Raw genomic sequence first — 18743 nt, forward strand, 5'->3', positions numbered from 1 at the left:
ATTACAGTCCCCTTAATGCCAATCCGAATGCTAATGTTAAAGACGGTGCATCAATTTGCAGCTGTGGCAAATCAATTTTATTGTTTCGTTCAGCATATAAAACTGGGTGAACGCACTGTGTCGCAGTATTGGTTTGGGAAAAAATACTCTCTGCCAATCCAGGTTGTTGTGATGCAAACCCCGTCAATAAAATGTGTTTAATGTTTGAGAAAGTCTCTGTTGTCTGCGTAGTGTAGTAAAACTGCAATACACGTTGGACTTCTTGTGCAACCTGAACGTTAAAGCGATCTGCGACTTGGGTTTGATAATCAGATGGCTTGCTGGATGAAGCTATCATCTGCGCCGCTTTTTCTTCTGTAACTTGATAAGTACGCTGAATCAGTTGATTCAGTTGCTCTGTACTGACAGGGGTTTCTTGCTTATACAAAATCTGCCCGTTCTGCATCACCAATGCGTACATTTGGGTAGCGTGAATACCAAATACAGCAACTTTTTCATTAGTTAATTCTGGCGCATGATTATTGATCCAAAAAGCATACGCATTTCTCTGAGCCAAAAGATCCAAGTCCAATGCAGACAGATCAAGCCCCGCACTTTCAAACATTTCAATAACAGGCTCAATATCGTCTTTTCTAGCTGCCACTGTCGTAATCTGCTGACCGACCGGAGAAACGGACACACCAGTCACCTGATAATCATAACTCATTTCATCAATAGGACCGATTGCTGAAATTTCAGATTCGGCAAACGCATCCAAATCAAGTTCAGTATCGCGAGGGTTGTAAGTGATGTTCTCTATCGTAGCCAAGCTTTGTGGCACAGCTGCAACAAAGTTCTTGCAAGAGCTACGCAATTGCGTATAAGTATGTTGCAAATAGGTGACAAGTTGGTCGTAATCTTGGATTTTGTTACCTTTTACAATATTTTTAGGTAATTTGGTAATAACGTATTTTTCTAGCTGAATTTGGTTTAAACTACGGCCTGTCAGCTGAACCATCTTAATGGCATGCTGACTGATGTCGATGCCGATAGCGGCACGGTTGCTTAACCCTCCGGAAGCTTTACTTGCTTTGCTAGTTTTGCTTTTAGGGCTTTTTGATAAGCTAATCATATAATTTCCCTGTATTGTTAGGAGTGAGTAACTGTTTCGATATCCGTAAAGGATTTCTTTTTCTTTGCACAGTAAATACTGTGTTTCACAGAAATCGGTTTCTATTTTACTTTATTTAATGCCAGTGATGGCAAAAATTATTACTTAGTCATGATTAAAAAGATTATAACGACCTGTCTTGGTTTGATATTAGGATTGGCACTCTTTGGTGTCGGCTTGCTCGCTATTGCGATTTTGGTCACATACCCCAAGTTGCCTGCTCTTGATTCTTTACAACACTACCAACCTAAAATGCCCCTCACAGTATATTCTGCCGATGGTCAGATTATTGGGGTTTACGGTGAACAGCGCCGGGAGTTCACGAAAATCGGAGATTTTCCAAAGGTTTTGAAAGATGCTGTTATCGCCGCAGAAGATAAACGTTTCTACGACCACTGGGGCGTAGACGTAGTAGGTGTTGCCCGTGCCGCCATCGGTAACGTAGTCGCCGGCGGCTTGCAATCAGGTGCCAGTACCATTACTCAACAGGTAGCAAAGAACTTCTACTTGAGTAACGAACGTACGTTCACCCGCAAATTCAATGAAGCCTTATTGGCTTATAAAATTGAACAGACGCTCAGTAAAGATCAGATTTTAGAACTCTATTTCAACCAAATTTATTTGGGGCAACGGGCTTACGGCTTTGCCTCTGCCGCTCAAATCTATTTCAACAAAAACGTGAAAGATTTGACTTTGGCTGAAGCATCCATGCTGGCAGGCTTACCCAAAGCGCCTTCGGCATACAACCCCATCGTTAATCCTGAGCGTGCAAAACAACGCCAAGCCTACATCCTGCGAAATATGCAGGAAGAAAATATGATTACTGAGCAACAACGCGAGCAGGCTTTGAAAGAAGAGCTGCATTATGAACGTTTTGTGCAAAATATCGATCAAAACGCGTTGTATGTTGCTGAAATGGCTCGCCAAGAGTTGTATGAAAAATATGGCGAGGACGCCTACACCCAAGGCTTTAAAGTCTACACAACCGTCAATACCGCCAACCAACGTGTTGCCACTGAAGCGCTTAGAAAAACGTTGCGTAATTTCGACAGAGGCAGCAGTTATCGCGGTGCAGAGAACTACATCGACCTCAGTAAAACAGATGACGTAGAAGAAACTGTCAGCCAGTATCTTTCTACTTTATATACTGTCGACAAAATGGTTCCGGCAGTTGTTTTAGAAGCCTCTAAGAAAGGTGTTCTGATTCAACTACCTAGCGGAAAAAGATTCAATCTGAACAGCTACGCACTCGGTTTTGCAGCGCGTGCAGTCAATAACGAAAAAATGGGGGACGACCGCATTCGTCGCGGTTCCGTGATCCGTGTTAAAGGCGGCGGCAACAATTGGTCTGTCGTTCAGGAGCCTCTACTGCAAGGCGCTCTGGTCTCATTAGACGCGAAAACAGGTGCCGTGCGCGCATTGGTCGGCGGTTATGACTTCCACAGCAAGACATTCAACCGCGCCACCCAAGCCATGCGCCAACCGGGTTCTACCTTCAAGCCTTTCGTATACTCTGCGGCACTCGCCAAAGGTATGACTGCATCAACCATGATCAACGACGCACCACTCTCCCTGCCGGGAAAAGGTGCCAATGGTTCTGCTTGGAATCCTAAAAACTCAGACGGTCGTTATGCAGGCTATATTACCCTGCGTCAAGCATTAACAGCCTCTAAAAACATGGTTTCCATCCGAATCTTGATGTCTATCGGCATTGGATACGCGCAACAATACATCCAACGTTTCGGCTTCAAACCATCCGAAATTCCAGCCAGCCTGTCTATGGCACTTGGCACCGGTGAAACAACACCATTGCGTGTCGCTGAAGCATATAGCGTCTTTGCCAATGGCGGTTACAAAATTTCCGCATACGTCATCGACAAGATTTATGACAGCGAAGGTCGTCTGAGAGCGCAAATGCAACCTCTTGTTGCAGGTGAAAACGCCCCTCAAGCCATTGACCCGCGCAACGCATACATCATGTATAAAATCATGCAGGACGTAGTCCGCGTCGGTACAGCACGAGGCGCCTCCGCACTTGGCCGTTCCGATATCGCCGGTAAAACCGGTACGACGAACGACAATAAAGATGCATGGTTTGTCGGTTTCAACCCGAATGTTGTTACCGCCGTATATATCGGCTTCGACAAACCGCGCAGCATGGGTCGCGCAGGTTACGGTGGTACGATTGCCGTGCCGGTATGGGTGGAGTACATGCGCTTCGCACTCAAAGGCGTAGAAATCAAAGGCATGAAAGCACCTTCAGGCATCGTAAGCAGCGGCGGCGAATACTATATGAAGGAACGTATGACCACCAGCTCCGATATCACGTTGGACAATAGCGGCACCGTTCCACGCCCTGCACAACAAACTCCGCGCCCGCAACGTCCGGCCAATGCCAACACTGCTCCAACGCCTGACAACGATCGGGACAGCGGCAGCCGCGGTCGCAATGATTTGCAGGAAACACCGGTACAGCCAAGCAATGTTAATAACAACCGACAATTAGACTCGCTGTTCTAATTGAACCCGCCAAAAGGTCGTCTGAAACCCGAATTAGGAATTTCAGACGACCTTTTTATATGTGGAAGCGCAATCTCGATTCACTGCTATGTAAAACAAAATAGAAAAATTCACTTTAAACCGGTATGGCATCTCCTCGTTCGAGTTCAAAGCGGAGAGTGTTTTCAAATGCTGAAAATCAGTTTCATACCATCTACACTACTCATCAAACTCACCCCCTACCCCTTGATTTCAAACTATCTCACCACGCTAAAATTTACCTCTTCCACCCACTCCATCAATCAAACCATAGATTGTATAGTGGATTAAATTTAAATCAGGACAAGGCGACGAAGCCGCAGACAGTACAAATAGTACGGCAAGGCGAGGCAACGCCGTACTGGTTTAAATTTAATCCACTATAAAAACAACAAGGTCGTCTGAAACATGATCCAACATTTTCAGACGACCTTTCGGGCTTATCTATTTCAAAGCGACATACACGACAATAAAACGATTTTTGCTTGCCCGCCCCACCGTACAACGAACGGATTTGCGTCCCGTCAATACGGAGCATACTACGATTGATTACAATGACTCGGAATTTTCCGGATTTTCAATATTTAAGTTGTCGATTTCTTCTTGATGCGTAGCAAACCATTCTCCGACGACTTGGTTGACTTCTTCTATGCCTTGCTTTTTAAGGCTGGAGAACAGCTGCACGCTGATGCGCTGACGGGTCATATAGGGTTTGAGCGATTTTTTGACTGCGCCCAAAGTTTTGATTTGATCGTTTTTCGACAGCTTGTCGGCTTTCGACAACAAAATATGAACAGGACGGCCGGTGATGTGGAAAAAGTCCAGCATCCGCAAATCCAGCTCTTTTAATGGGTGGCGTGCATCCATAATCAACACCAAGCCGATGAGCTGACGTCGTTGTTGGAGGTAGTCGCCCAAGAGTTTGACCCAATGCGTACGGATGGCTTCGGGAACTTGTGCATAACCGTAGCCCGGCAAATCGACCATGAAGCTGCCGTTGCTCAATTCGAAGAAATTGATGTGTTGGGTTCGCCCCGGCGTTTTGGAAACATAGGCGAGTCGGACATGGTTGGTCAGGGTATTAATCGCGCTGGATTTGCCTGCATTGCTTCGTCCGACAAATGCGATTTCTGCGGGCGTGTCGGGCAGGTCTTTGAGATGGTTGACGGTTGTGAAGAATTTGGCGTTCTGAAAGAGGTTCATCCGTATTTCCTTGTTTCCTAGGATGGAGTGGCAGAATTTGCCGTGTCCATGTTGCGAAACATGGTAGTAATTTAATGTAAATCTAGTATAGAATAGCACGTTTATAGAATTATCGGTTTTTATCGGGTAAAATTTATCCGGCGTTTTGAGTATAAAAAAGGCATTGTCGCGGTATGCAATGCTGTAATCAGGAGCACTCCATGAAACGATTGACTTTAGCGGCCTTGGTTTTGGCTGCCGGTGCGGCTGTCGCTGCCCCGAAAGCGGATATTGCAAAAGGCAAAGAAGTGGCTACTACCATTTGTGCGGCATGTCATGCGGCAGACGGTAACAGCGGTATTGCCGCATATCCTAAGCTTGCCGCGCAACATACTGGCTACATCTACCGTCAAACCTTGGACATTAAAGAAGGCAAACGTACACACGGTTCTGCCGCTGTGATGAAACCTATGGTGATGAACCTGTCCGAACAAGACATCCTGAATGTATCCGCATTCTATGCCAAACAGCAGCCTAAACCCGGTGAAGCCAACCCTAAACAAAATGATCCTGTTTTGGGCGGCAAAATCTACCGCGGCGGTTTGGTGGATAAAAAAATCCCTGCATGTATGTCCTGCCATGGTCCTAGCGGCGCAGGTATTCCGGGCGGCGGTACTGAAATCGTCGCTTATCCGCGCTTAGGCGGCCAACATATGGCTTATGTGGTCGATCAAATGAAGGCGTATAAAACCGGACAACGCAAAAATGCGATTATGGAAGACATCGCCAAACGCATGACCGAAGAAGAGTTGAATTCAGTTGCCAACTTTATCCAAGGCCTGCATTGATTTCTGCCGGATTTGTATTGTTTGCCCGCTTTTGCGGCAAACGTGAATATGAGGTCGTCTGAAAACTCCTGCTCTTTTGGGCTTGGTTGTTTTCAGACGACCTTGTGCGATGGTAGCTGCCGCTCTTAAGGCAATAAGTTTTTTCAAATGGCGGCTCCGGGCTTTTTACTCCATCATATCCACCTGTCCGCGCCGTTTCCAATGTTTGGGTTCTTCCGAATCCTGACAGTCTTTGTATTCCTTATAGAATCAAACCGCTATGAGCAAATCCTCTTCATCCGTCCCCCTTATCCACAAACCTTGGTTCGCTTTTTTAAGCTCCATGCGTTTTGCCGTTGCTCTGCTCAGCCTTTTGGGCGTCGCTTCGGTTATCGGGACGGTGTTGCAGCAAAACCAGCCGCAGGTCAATTATGTCGTGAAATTTGGTCCGTTTTGGGCGCAGATTTTCAACTTTTTAGGCTTGTACGATGTCTATGCATCCGCTTGGTTTGTGGTCATCATGATGTTTTTGGTGATATCGACCAGCTTGTGCCTGATTCGCAATGTTCCGCCTTTCCTTCGTGAAATCAAATCATTCCGTGAAAACGCCAAAGAAAAATCATTGGCTGCGATGCGTCATTCGACCGTTTTGGAAGGCAAGATGTCGTCTGAAATCGCCCAACGTTATCTCGAAGTACAAGGTTTCAGCTGCAAAACCGTAATACGCGAAGACGGATCGGTTTTGGTTGCCGCCAAAAAAGGGGCGATGAACAAGTGGGGCTATATTTTTGCCCATGCCGCGCTGATTGTGATTTGTTTGGGCGGCTTGATAGACAGCAACCTGCTGCTGAAAATCGGCATGCTGACCGGACGAATCGTGCCGGACAACCATTCCGTCTATGCCAAAGACTTCAGGCCGGAAAGCGTCTTGGGTACGTCAAACCTGTCGTTCCGCGGTAATGTAAACATTACCGAAGGGCAAAGTGCGGACGTGGTATTCCTCAATGCCGACAACGGGATGCTGGTTCAGGATTTGCCGTTTGATGTGAAGCTGAAGAAGTTCCACATCGACTTTTACAATACCGGTATGCCGCGTGATTTTGCTAGCGATTTGGAAATTACCGACAAGGAAAGCGGCAAAAAATCCGAACACACCATCCGCGTCAACCATCCGCTGACGCTGCACGGCATCACCATCTATCAAGCGAGCTTTGCCGACGGCGGCTCCGATTTGAAGTTCAAAGCCTGGAATTTGGGCAACCCAAGCCGCGAGCCGGTTACGCTCAGGGCGACGTCTATGCGCGATTTCCCGCTCGACATCGACAATACGTCCTACAAGCTGGAGTTTGACCAATTCACGTCTATGAACGTGGAAGACATGAGCAAGTCGTCTGAAAAAGAGCAAACCCTGCAATCAGCGATTAACGACGTGCGCGCCGTCTCTCAAGAAAACAAAAAATACACCAACATCGGTCCGTCCGTTGTTTACCGAATCCGCGACAAAGCGGGGCAGGCTGTGGAATATAAAAACTACATGCTGCCCGTTAAGCAGGAACAGGATTATTTCTTCATTACCGGCACGCGCACAGGTCTGGAACAGCAATACCGTTGGCTGCGCATTCCTGCCGATAAGACTTTCAAACCCGATACCTTCATGGCGATGCGCGAACTCTTGAAAGACGAAGCCGCACGCAAAACCGTCATCCAAAACGCCACCTTGAACGCCCCCGAAAACATCCGCGAGCAATTTACCCTTGCCGCCGAAAATACCTTGGGCATTTTTGCGAAAGGCGGCTATTTGGCGTTGGACGAATTTATTACTAAAAACATCCCCAAAGAGCAGCAGGAAAAAATGCAGGGATATTTTTACGAAATGCTGTTCGGCGTTATGAACGCCGTATTGGAAGAAACCATCCAAAAATACAAGCTGACCGAGTGGCCTCAAGATGAAGCGCGCAACCGCTTCCTGCTGCACAGTATGGACGCCTACACCGGCCTGACTGAATACCCCGCACCCATGCTCCTGCAACTGGACAGCTTTGAAGAAGTCCGCTCTTCCGGCTTGCAAATGACCCGTTCGCCCGGTGCATTTTTAGTCTATTTAGGCTCTGTTTTGCTGGTTCTCGGCACGATATTTATGTTCTACATCCGCGAGAAACGCGCGTGGGTCCTGTTTTCAGACGACCGCATCCGCTTTGCCATGTCTTCCAGCCGCAACGAGCGCGACCTGCAAAAAGAGTTTCCGCAACATACACAAAGCCTGCAACGACTGGCGAAAGATTTGAACCATGACGCATAACCATAACCCCCTACCCGAACACGAGCTGCTGACGCACAAATCGTTCCTCAAGTCCTTGAATACGGTCGACTGCATATTCGCCCTCTTGACCGCAGCCGGCGCATTCTTTGCCCAAACCCGCATTCAGCACGCCATGGACATCTACGAAATGGTGATTTTGTGGGCAAGCGCGGGCATTACCGTCTTTTTAGGCTGGTTTTTCAAACCCATGCGCTGGTTTGTACCTTTGTGTGCCGTCCTCGCATACGGCGCAGTCATGCTCTACGATGGCGAAATCAAACACGCTGACGGCTTCCTGCTCAAATACTTCCTCAGCAGCCAGTCCGCGATTATGTGGCAATGCGCCTTCATCTTCTTTGCACTCTTCGCCTACATCGCCGGCGCCGTGCTGGCACAACGCAAAAACGTCGCCACCAACACCCTGCTCGGCATGGGTTCTGTATTCGCCTGGGTATCCGCCGTTGCAGGCTTTACCGGACTTTTAGTGCGCTGGCACGAAAGCTACCTCCTGCGCCCTGACGCAGGACACATCCCCGTTTCCAACCTTTACGAAGTCTTCATCCTCTTCCTCGTCATCACCGCCCTGATGTACCTCTACTACGAAGCCCGTTTCGCCGTACAAAAACTCGGCGGCTTCGTCTTCAGCTTTATGGCGATCGTTGTCGGCTTCGTCCTTTGGTACAGCTTTTCCCGCGAAGCACACACCATCCAACCCCTGATTCCCGCCCTGCAATCATGGTGGATGAAAATCCACGTCCCCGCCAACTTTATCGGCTACGGCGCATTCTGTATCGCCGCCATGCTCGGCATCGCCGAACTCTGGGCATTGAGAAACGAAAACGCCGGCAAAAAATCATGGCTGCCGCATTCGCAAGTCATCGAAGAAGTCATGTATAAGGCCATCGCCGTCGGCTTTCTATTCTTCACCATCGCCACCATCCTCGGCGCACTGTGGGCTGCCAAAGCATGGGGACGTTACTGGAGCTGGGACCCGAAAGAAACTTGGGCATTCATCGTCTGGCTCAACTACGCCGTCTGGCTGCACCTGCGCCTTGTCGCAGGCTGGCGCGGCAAAATCCTCGCATGGTGGGCAGTCATCGGACTCTTCGTTACCGCCTTCGCCTTCATCGGCGTCAACATGTTCCTGAGCGGCCTGCACTCTTACGGCACCTTGTAAGCATCAAGGCACAATATTGAAAGGTCGTCTGAAAGCCCATACGGTTTTCAGACGACCTTTTTTAAATACCGATCATGTTTGTATCCCTTTTATCTTGATGGCTTCCGTTTAAAACAAAGGCAGCTCACGCAATAAAGAACGAAGCATCTTCCTTAAACAAAGGTCGTCTGAAAACAGTTTCCCATTTTCAGACGACCTTTCCGCACCATCAGACGCAGCAAAAGACAATCACACCGAATTTACCCCCAATATCCCTCCCTTTCCTATTGAAACACCCCTTCCGATAGACCATAATCCCATCTATCACGCAAAACACTTATACATTGCGCCGATTTCCCCCTGTTTTGCCCAATCCCCATATCAAAATAACAAAGGTCAACACCATGTGCCAACTGCTCGGCATGAACTGCAACACCCCCACAGACATCGTCTTTTCCTTTGAAGGCTTCCGCCGTCGCGGCGGCATCACCGACCACCACGCAGACGGTTTCGGCATCGGCTTCTTCGAAGGCAAAGGTGTCCGCCTGTTTCACGACGACAAACCCAGTGCCGCCTCGCCCGTCGCCGACCTCGTTCGTGCCTACCAAATCAAATCCGAAAACGTCATCGCCCACATCCGTAAAGCCTCTCAAGGACAAACCTCACTGGCAAACACCCACCCCTTCATGCGTGAAATGTGGGGCGAATACTGGCTGTTTGCACACAACGGCCATTTGATGGATTTCTACCCCGAGCAAGGCGAGTATTACCATGCCGTCGGCACCACCGATTCCGAACGCGCCTTCTGCTACATCCTCAACCGCCTGCGCAGCCGCTTCGCTACCAAACCCGATCCGGACACCCTATTCGACGCCCTCGCCGCACTGACCCACGAAATCCGCCGCTTCGGCCTGTTCAACTTCGTTATGTCCAACGGCGACAACCTGTTTGCCCACGCCAGCACACTATTGCACTACATCGTGCGCAAAGCCCCGTTCGGCAAAGCACGGCTTTTAGACGACGACGTAATGGTCGATTTTTCCGAAGTCACCACCCCGAACGACAAAGTCGCCGTCATCGCCACATTACCGCTGACCCGAGACGAAACCTGGTCGCAATTGGCAGTGGACGAACTGGCGATGTTCCGACAGGGCGACATCGTCCGCAGCGACCGCCCCGAAAACCCCGTCTACATGAGCGCAGAAGAAGGCCTGGCAATCGCCCGCGCCGTCGGCGTATCCGTATAAAACGAAGAGGTCGTCTGAAAAACAGAAAACAGTTTTCAGACGACCTCTTCAACCCATAATAAACCCACCGACTATACGGGAATAGCTCAATCGGCTACAATTCCGTTTCACAAACAAATAAATTCAAAAACTTATGAAATGTCCGTTTTGTCAGCATCCCAATACTCAAGTCACCGATTCGCGGCTCTTGGAAGAGACGAACAGTATCCGCCGCCGCCGCCGTTGCGTGGAGTGCGGGCAGCGGTTCAGTACGTTTGAAACGGTTGAAATGCGGATGCCGCAGGTGATTAAATCCAACGGTACGCGCGTGGCGTTTAATCCGCACAAGCTGAAAACCAGTTTGGAACGGGCTTTGCACAAACGTCCGATTGCTCAGGAAAAAATCGACGAAACGGTCGCGCTGATTGAGCAGCGTCTGTATCAGTCGGGCAAAAAGGAAGTGCCGTCGCGCATGGTGGGGGAAATGGCGATGGAAGAATTGGCAAAAATCGATCAGGTTGCCTATGTCCGTTTTGCTTCCGTGTATAAAAGTTTCAACGACGTGTCCGAGTTTACTCAGGCAATCGCCACGCTGGTGCAGACCGACGGGAAATAGGTCGTCTGAAAGCGGTGTGTTGATGATGAAGAGGATGTTTATGAAAAGAATTTTATCCGTAGCCGCCGCACTATTCTGCCTTGCCGCCTGCCGCCCCGAACAGGGTGATACGGTGTCGAAAGCCGCCTCCGATACGGTTCAAACGCTGACGAGCATGGACGGCAAAATTTCCATCTCCGTTCACAACAGCCACTTCACCGACATCATCGCCGATTCCGCCCGCCATCCGAAAAACGTTCCCGCCTCCAGCCTGATTTTGCTCCAACACGATCCTGAAGCGCGTATTACCATTTATGCGGCAAACAACGGTCCTGTCCAAACGGATGCCAAAGCCTATTTCACCGAACTCCAAAACGCCCTGCAATCGGACGAGACTCAAAATGTCCGCGTCGGCATCGCCACCGACAACCGCATGAATTACCAAACCGACCGCGAAGACCGGCAAGGAAAGTTCAACCAATACTGCATCGCCATTCACGAAGCCAATATCTATACCGTTTGCGCGTACAGCCATCACGCGGGTCAGAAGGAATTGTCGGAAGTATTGAAAGAATTGAGCTTGTCGCGTTAATGCTTTAACGAACGGAATACGGCGAAAGAAAAGGTCGTCTGAAAACGGAAAACTTTAAGAAATCCAAATTATGTTTGATTGTATTGATACCCAAATGATGCAAAACGCCCTTGCCCTTGCGCGGCTCGGGCGTTTTTCCACTTCACCCAACCCGCGCGTCGGCTGCGTGATTGCACACGGCAGCCAAATCGTCGGGCAGGGGTTTCATGTCAAAGCGGGCGAACCGCATGCCGAAGTGCATGCGCTGCGGCAGGCGGGCGAAATGGCGCGTGGAGCGACGGCTTATGTGACGCTTGAACCGTGCAGCCATTACGGCCGTACGCCGCCCTGCGCCGAAGCCCTAATTGGCTCGGGTGTATCGCGCGTGGTCGCCGCCATGACCGACCCCAATCCGCTGGTGGCAGGCAAAGGTTTGGCAATGCTGGAAGCCGCAGGCATCCGCACCGAAAGCGGTTTGCTGGAAACCGAAGCGCGCGAACTCAACCGCGGCTTCCTTTCCCGTATCGAACGCGGCCGTCCGTTTGTCCGCGTCAAATGTGCCGCCAGCTTGGACGGCAAAACTGCGCTTGCCGACGGCCGCAGCTACTGGATTACCGGCGAAGCCGCAAGGGCGGACGTACAAATCTTGCGCGCGGAAAGCTGCGCCGTCTTAACCGGCATCGGTACAGTGCTTGCCGACAACCCGCGCCTCAACGTCCGCGCCTTCCCGACCCTGCGCCAGCCTGCGCGTATCGTGTTGGACAGCAAATTGCAAACGCCTTTGGGCAGCCACATGGTTTCAGACGACCTCAGCCCCACCGTCATCGTAACCGCCGTCGATGACGAAGAACGTCTCAAACCATACCGCGCGTTCAATCATATCCGCATCTTGAGGTCGTCTGAAAACGCAGACGGACGCATAGACCTGGTCGCCCTGCTGCCTCAGTTGGCAGAACTGGGCTACGGCGAGATTATTGTAGAAGCGGGCGCGACGTTGACCTCCGCCTTTATCGAATCAAGCTTGGCAGACGAAATCGTGTTGTACCAAGCGCCGAAAATCTTAGGCGAAGGCAGAAGCCTGCTCTCCCTCCCCGCCAACCCTGCCGTTTTGACTTCGGAAGGCGAGTGGGAAAGCCGTTCGGTAGAGCTGATCGGGCAGGACGTAAAATGGGTTTTGCGTAAAAAATAAGCTGATTCATAAACAAGAAAGGTCGTCTGAAAACTGATTTTCGGTTTTCAGACGACCTTTCTTGTCAGAAGCAACGATATTTGACCGTATCGCCCAATCTGCTTGCCAGTTTTACAAATACCGCTTCAACATATACTTTAGTAATATTAATTTTAGGTTAAATTACGCAAATATATTAATACTAATTTTTATTAATTATTTGTATTTCCGATATTATATTTAGTCACTAACGGTATAGTAATCACTAAAAATAATACAATTCAAAATCTTACCGCCTAGCTTGATTATAATATTTGCATAAACATTTCCCAACACTCCATTATAGTCGGGCAATGCTGCATTTGCGCATACTAAACTTTTACGTCCCAAACCAATCTTAGGGAAAGATTTATTTTTGACACCGACAAAACGGATTCCGACCACGCTGTTTTTATGACTGCCGGTCGGGGTTCTGCTGCGGCATTTCGCATTGTGCGGCACGCCCTTTTCCATCACATGAGACTTGTCATGAAAAATATTACCATTCAGAAATTTGCAGATAAAACCGCCAAAATCGGCATCGTCGGCCTGGGCTATGTCGGCCTGCCGCTGATGCTCCGTTATGTGGACATCGGTTATCAGGTTTTGGGCTTCGACATCGACAAAACCAAAGTCGACAAACTCAACAAAGGCGAAACCTACATCGAGCATATTCCTGCCGAAAAAATCGCCGCCGCTTCAAACAGCCTGTTTGAAGCCACCACCGACTTTTCCCGCATCGGCGAAGTGGAAGCCGTGATTTTGTGCGTACCGACTCCGTTGAACAAATACCGCGAGCCGGACATGAGCTTCGTTATCGACACCACCGACGCAGTGAAACCTTACCTGCGCGCCGGTCAAGTGTTGTCTTTGGAATCTACTACCTACCCCGGCACAACCGAAGAAGAATTGCTGCCGCGCGTTGAAGAAGGCGGCTTGAAAGTCGGTAAGGACGTATTCTTGGTGTACTCTCCGGAGCGCGAAGACCCGGGTAACCCGAATTTTGAAACCCGTACCATTCCGAAAGTCATCGGCGGTCATACCCCTGCTTGTTTGGAAGTCGGTATCGCGCTGTACCAGCCCGCCATCGACAAAGTCGTACCGGTAAGCTCCACCAAAGCCGCCGAGCTGACCAAGCTTCTGGAAAACATCCACCGCGCCGTGAACATCGGCTTGGTGAACGAGATGAAAATCGTCGCCGACAAAATGGATGTCGATATTCACGAAGTCATCGCCGCTGCGGCAACCAAACCGTTCGGCTTCGTTGCCTACTATCCCGGCCCGGGCTTGGGCGGACACTGTATCCCCATCGACCCGTTCTACCTGACTTGGAAAGCGCGCGAATACGGCGTGAACACCCGCTTCATCGAGTTGGCAGGCGAAGTGAACTCCCACATGCCCGACTACGTTATCGGCAAAGTGGGACTGGCTTTGAACGAACACAACCGTTCCATCAAAGACAGCAAAATCTTGGTTTTGGGTATTGCCTACAAGAAAAATGTGGACGACATGCGCGAAAGCCCGTCTGTGGAAGTGATGGACCGCCTGCACAAATTAGGCGCAAACATCTCCTACTCTGACCCGCACGTGCTTGAGTTCCCATACATCCCCGGCCACCACTACTTCGACCTGAAGAGCGAGCCGCTGACACCGGAAACCGTAGCGAAATACGACTGCGTGGTTCTGACGACCGACCACGACAAGTTTGACTACGACATGATTGCCGAACACGCCAAACTGATTGTCGATACGCGCGGTAAATTCCCTGCGAAAAACCCGAAAGTCGTGAAGGCGTAAGCTCTTTGACGATTCAGGCAGACTGCTTGCCGACAAGCTTCGGCAGGCAGTCGGCTTTCTTAGGTCGTTTGTTTTCAGACGACCTAAGAAAGCTCTTATTTGCATGATGCGGCTGCGTTTTCAGGTCGTCTGAAAATCTTGGCTGCAACAAACCCCACCTATTTATGAATATAAAAAAAATACTCGGCTATGCCTTAGGCCCGATAGGCAGCGCGGCTTTCGGCATCCTCTCGCTTCCGCTGATTTCATGGTACTACCCTGCGGAAGACATCGGCCGTATCGTCTTACTGCAAACCATATCCGCTCTGACCATCCTGATTTTGGGGCTGGGTTTGGATCAGGCGTATATCCGCGAATACTACGCTGCAGAAGACAAAGCTGCGCTGTTCAAATCCTTCAGCCTGTCTCCGTTTGTTTTGAGTATTGTCGGGGTATTGCTGATACTTTTGTGGAATCCCTCTTGGTCGTCTGAAATCATTTTTGACTTGAACAATGCCAAACTGGGTATTCTGTTTTTGGTCTTCTTACTGACCACCCTGTTTACCCGCTTTTTCTCGCTTATCCTACGGATGCAGGAAAAGGCAATTGCTTTCTCGCTCAGCCAGCTGACACCGAAATTCCTGATTTTGGTTTTGGTTTTGCTCTTCATCCTAATCGGCATCCCCACCCACACCACCAGCTTGGTCTTTGCCTATACCGTTGCCCAAATACTGACCGTCGCCGTATTAATCTACCAAACCCGAACCGATTTGACCGCCGCCATCCGTTCGCCTTGGTCGGCAAAGCTGCACAAAATGGGGTTGCAATACGGACTACCTTTAGCCTTCGGCAATCTCGCCTACTGGGGACTGACTTCTATCGACCGTTTTGTTTTGAAAGAAATGGCAAGTTTGGAGCAACTGGGTATTTACTCGATGGCGGTCAGCTTCGGCGCTGTCGCCCTGATTTTCCAAAGCGTATTCTCAACCATATGGGCGCCATTGGTGTTCAAATGGGTTGAGGACAACACCAACCTCGACAAAATCGGCGGCATTACCCTGTCGATGACTGCGCTCATCAGCGCGATGGTTTGCTTTATCGGTATTTTTTCGCCGGTGGTCACTTGGATTCTTCCCGGGGAATATGCAGCGGTACAGTTTATTTTACTGTCGTGCATGATGTTTCCTTTGTTTTATACGCTGACGGAAGTGACCGGCATCGGCTTGAACGTCGTCAAAAAAACCTGGCTGATTACTGCAGTCAATATTGCGGCATTCCTGCTGAACTTCGGCCTGCTGTATTGGCTGGTTCCGCTCTTGGGCGCACGGGGCGCCGCAATGGCGAGTGCGACTTCTTTTTGGGTGTTTATGCTCATTAAGACCGAATTGTCTTCAAGGATGTGGCAGAAGCTGCCCTGCCGGAAAATTTATACCCACACCGCACTCTGCCTGATTTTGTGCCTGAGCTATACCTACTTCGGCAACACCGGAAACTATTACATTTTTGCTTTAATCTGGCTGGCAGGTTTGATTGCCCTGACTTTGAAATACAAAACGCAACTTTCTTCAGCTTTATCGGCAGTGAAAGGTCGTCTGAATAAAAAACATTCAACACAATAACAACCATATCGCGCGCAGTTTTGATTCTGTCGCCACAAAACGCTTACTCACCGAGAATCTTTGATTTTGTGCTCTGTCCGCAACCTATGCGGCTTGTACGCTGACACATCTGACACAGGTATTATCATGCATACATTAATCATTCCTTCTTGGTATCCATCCACTCCGGACGACGTCAACGGAATCTTCTTCCGCCTGCAGGCACAAGCCTTGCAAAGGTCCGGAGTCAAAGTGGGCGTTATCGCACCGATATTCCGTTCGTTCAGAACCCAGGCGAAAACTGCGTTCAACCCGAAAAATTACGGAATAAGGACCTACATCGACAAAGACGTACCGACTTATGTGTACGACAGCATGTTTTTCTTCCCGCGCATTCCGTATATCGACCGAAAACGGGAAATCGCCGCCAGTATGAAACTGTTCCGCCAATACGTTACAGACCACGGCATGCCCGACGTCCTGCACGCACACTGCGTCAACAGCGGCGGCATTATTGCTTACGAGATCCACAAAGCAACCGGCATCCCGTATGTCATCACCGAACACAGTACCACCTACGCCCGCAAACTCATCCGCGACTGGCAGCGCCCGCTGATGTATGAAGCTGCCCAAAACGCCGCCGGCCGCTTGGCCGTCAGCCGCGACTTTGCCGAACTACTGAAGGAAGAATATCAAGGATTGGAGTGGCAATATGTTCCCAATATCCTGTCCGCCAGCTTTGAAGCGCCGATAGACCTTGCCGACAAACCTGCCAACGAAGACTTCACCTTCTGCTCGGTCGCACACCTGCAACATAAAAAAGGCTACGACATCCTGCTGCCCGCCTTTGCCGAAGCAGTCAAAGCCTACCCGAACCTGAAGCTGAAAATCGGTGGGGGCGGCTACGAAGAATTCAAGTTGCACCGTTTGGCAAAAGATTTGGGTTTGGAAGACAACGTTATCTTTGAAGGTCGTCTGAAAAACGAAGAAGTCTTGGATTTGATGCATCACAGCGATGCTTTCGTATTGGCAAGCCGCCACGAAACTTTCGGCGTCGTGTTCATCGAGGCTTTGGCGCAAGGATTGCCTGTTATCGCGACGCGCTGTGGCGGTCCCGAGACTATCGTCAATCCATCCAATGGGCTTTTGGTTGACGTCGAAGACCAAAAATCGCTGACAGAGGCGCTTATCTCACTCTATCGAAACCGAAAAAAATACCTCCCGCGCCTGTTGCGCGAAAACTGTCTGAAAGAATTTGGAGAGCGTCCTGTTACCGAACAAATCATTTCTGCATATAATAAAGCTCTTGGAACGACCTAAATTTCAGGAAGCAACGTGAAAATTAAAAAACAAAACTTATACATTACTATGTTTTATACGATGGTTACCGCCTACATGTTGGGACCGATGCTGTCGTATAAACTGGGGATTCCGCGTATCGACAATCCGCTAACCCTCCTGCTGACGCCTGTCACCCTGCTGATTTTCTTCATTGAAAACAAAACGTTCAACAGCAAGGTAGGACTCATGCTGGTGGCTGTCGGACTGATGACCGGTTGGAGTGCCATCCACTTGCTCATCACGCCGATGGATTCGGTGAGGGTCATGGATAGCTTTTTCTTCCTGTCGGTTGCCGGTTTGTTTTACTTGCTGTATCTGATTTTGAGCCGACACGAAAACCCTTTGCGCTTCATACGCAGGCTGTTGATTTTCTTTTGCGCCTTTATCATTATTCCGCCCGTGATCGAAGTATTGACCGGCACACAGTTTGTCAACTCAAACGAAATTTTGGCGATTGAAGCAGGTATTATTAAAGGCTTTTTCTTCAACCCCAACAACTTGGGTACGACCGCCCTCTGCTTCGCCCCTGCCGTTTTGATATTTTTCAATATTGGCGTCAGCAAAAGAGAACATCTGTTCGGCTGGATTTTGTTTTTGAGTTTGGGTGCGATTATTTTTGCCAGTGCGTCACGCACGGCGACGATGTGTTACATCATTTTGTTCTTATTGAACCTGATTTACCGCAATAACGGACTGTTCTCCCTGCTGACCGTCGGCGTTGCAGGCGCGATTTTGTCGATGATTCCGAAGCAATACATTGCCGACTTTCTGCTTTCAATGAACAGCAACGTCTTTTTGGAAAACATTTCTTCCCGCCTGTATTTGTTCCTGTTCAATTTGGAGAGTGACAACTCGGTCGGCTACCGCCAAGAAATTTACAACTACTTCTGGAGCAATCCGCCGCTTTTGCTTTACGGCTACGGTCCTAAAAACTTTCAGGAATACTTCGGTGGGCATTTGAGCGACAGTCTTGGTTTTGAAAATCCGCACAGCTTCATCATCGAACTGTATTTGGGCTTCGGCATCATTTCCTTAATCGGCTTCATCTGCTACATCATTTGGTATGCAATGAACGTCTTTTTAAGCCAAAACCTGCGAAACAAACAAAAAGCCATCGGCTTGGCGGCAATCGGTCTGTTTATTTTGGCGGGTTTTATCCCGTCCACCATTTTGCGTATGCCCTTCATCTGGCTGCCCTGCTTTTTGATTTTCCTGTACAGCGTCCTGCCGCAGCGCAATACAGCGTATAACGCGTACCGATACACCCCTTGATAGAA

General features: G+C 49.4%; 15 protein-coding genes. 12 read left to right on the forward strand and 3 right to left on the reverse strand.

What is annotated here, in order from left to right:
• Position 1 precedes the first annotated feature (1 nt).
• Positions 2 to 1111 (reverse strand): type IV pilus assembly protein PilM, encoded by a 1110-nt coding sequence (gene pilM, locus DBZ16_RS06690; protein ID WP_107813410.1) that lies wholly within the window; start codon positions 1109 to 1111, stop codon positions 2 to 4.
• 150 nt (positions 1112 to 1261) lie between these two features.
• On the opposite strand from pilM, the gene DBZ16_RS06695 reads away from it, so the two are divergent.
• Positions 1262 to 3670: a penicillin-binding protein 1A gene (locus DBZ16_RS06695; protein ID WP_107813411.1), complete on the forward strand. Its 2409-nt coding sequence runs from the start codon at positions 1262 to 1264 to the stop codon at positions 3668 to 3670.
• A 567-nt stretch (positions 3671 to 4237) separates the two neighbouring features.
• Here DBZ16_RS06695 and yihA read toward each other — a convergent pair.
• Positions 4238 to 4891 carry a ribosome biogenesis GTP-binding protein YihA/YsxC gene (yihA, locus tag DBZ16_RS06705; RefSeq protein WP_107813413.1) on the reverse strand — a complete coding sequence of 218 codons (654 nt, stop codon included), beginning with the start codon at positions 4889 to 4891 and terminating at the stop codon, positions 4238 to 4240.
• A gap of 200 nt (positions 4892 to 5091) precedes the next feature.
• Between yihA and DBZ16_RS06710 the strand changes: the two genes are divergently transcribed.
• From DBZ16_RS06710 to ribD, 7 genes are all read left to right on the forward strand, one after another.
• Positions 5092 to 5718 carry a c-type cytochrome gene (locus tag DBZ16_RS06710; protein WP_016687613.1) on the forward strand — a complete coding sequence of 209 codons (627 nt, stop codon included), beginning with the start codon at positions 5092 to 5094 and terminating at the stop codon, positions 5716 to 5718.
• 322 nt (positions 5719 to 6040) lie between these two features.
• On the forward strand, positions 6041 to 7996 hold the full coding sequence (locus tag DBZ16_RS06715) for a cytochrome c biogenesis protein ResB (RefSeq protein WP_167390270.1): 1956 nt from the start codon (positions 6041 to 6043) through the stop codon (positions 7994 to 7996).
• Entirely contained in the window at positions 7986 to 9173 is a 1188-nt protein-coding gene (gene ccsB / locus DBZ16_RS06720) for a c-type cytochrome biogenesis protein CcsB (protein WP_107813415.1), read from the forward strand. The genes DBZ16_RS06715 and ccsB overlap by 11 nt, the downstream gene beginning before the upstream one ends.
• A gap of 383 nt (positions 9174 to 9556) precedes the next feature.
• Positions 9557 to 10399 (forward strand): class II glutamine amidotransferase, encoded by an 843-nt coding sequence (locus DBZ16_RS06725; RefSeq protein ID WP_049229470.1) that lies wholly within the window; start codon positions 9557 to 9559, stop codon positions 10397 to 10399.
• Between the two features lie 133 nt (positions 10400 to 10532).
• On the forward strand, positions 10533 to 10994 hold the full coding sequence (gene nrdR / locus DBZ16_RS06730; RefSeq protein ID WP_016687167.1) for a transcriptional regulator NrdR: 462 nt from the start codon (positions 10533 to 10535) through the stop codon (positions 10992 to 10994).
• Positions 10995 to 11034: 40 nt separating this feature from the next.
• Positions 11035 to 11565 carry a hypothetical protein gene (locus tag DBZ16_RS06735; protein WP_240600263.1) on the forward strand — a complete coding sequence of 177 codons (531 nt, stop codon included), beginning with the start codon at positions 11035 to 11037 and terminating at the stop codon, positions 11563 to 11565.
• Between the two features lie 70 nt (positions 11566 to 11635).
• Positions 11636 to 12733, forward strand: a complete 1098-nt coding sequence (ribD, locus tag DBZ16_RS06740; RefSeq protein WP_107813417.1) for a bifunctional diaminohydroxyphosphoribosylaminopyrimidine deaminase/5-amino-6-(5-phosphoribosylamino)uracil reductase RibD — start codon at positions 11636 to 11638, stop codon at positions 12731 to 12733.
• A gap of 219 nt (positions 12734 to 12952) precedes the next feature.
• Here ribD and DBZ16_RS06745 read toward each other — a convergent pair whose 3' ends face one another.
• Positions 12953 to 13213, reverse strand: a complete 261-nt coding sequence (locus tag DBZ16_RS06745; protein WP_240600265.1) for a hypothetical protein — start codon at positions 13211 to 13213, stop codon at positions 12953 to 12955.
• A 27-nt stretch (positions 13214 to 13240) separates the two neighbouring features.
• Here DBZ16_RS06745 and DBZ16_RS06750 point away from each other — a divergent pair, with 27 nt between their 5' ends.
• From DBZ16_RS06750 to DBZ16_RS06765, 4 genes are all read left to right on the forward strand, one after another.
• Positions 13241 to 14548: a nucleotide sugar dehydrogenase gene (locus tag DBZ16_RS06750; RefSeq protein WP_107813419.1), complete on the forward strand. Its 1308-nt coding sequence runs from the start codon at positions 13241 to 13243 to the stop codon at positions 14546 to 14548.
• A gap of 164 nt (positions 14549 to 14712) precedes the next feature.
• Entirely contained in the window at positions 14713 to 16146 is a 1434-nt protein-coding gene (locus tag DBZ16_RS06755; RefSeq protein ID WP_107813420.1) for a lipopolysaccharide biosynthesis protein, read from the forward strand.
• Positions 16147 to 16272: 126 nt separating this feature from the next.
• Positions 16273 to 17445 (forward strand): glycosyltransferase, encoded by a 1173-nt coding sequence (locus tag DBZ16_RS06760; protein ID WP_107813421.1) that lies wholly within the window; start codon positions 16273 to 16275, stop codon positions 17443 to 17445.
• A 15-nt stretch (positions 17446 to 17460) separates the two neighbouring features.
• On the forward strand, positions 17461 to 18738 hold the full coding sequence (locus DBZ16_RS06765) for an O-antigen ligase family protein (protein ID WP_107813422.1): 1278 nt from the start codon (positions 17461 to 17463) through the stop codon (positions 18736 to 18738).
• The last annotated feature ends 5 nt before the right edge of the window (positions 18739 to 18743 follow it).

This window comes from Neisseria sicca (assembly GCF_003044565.1).
GTDB lineage: Bacteria > Pseudomonadota > Gammaproteobacteria > Burkholderiales > Neisseriaceae > Neisseria > Neisseria sicca_A.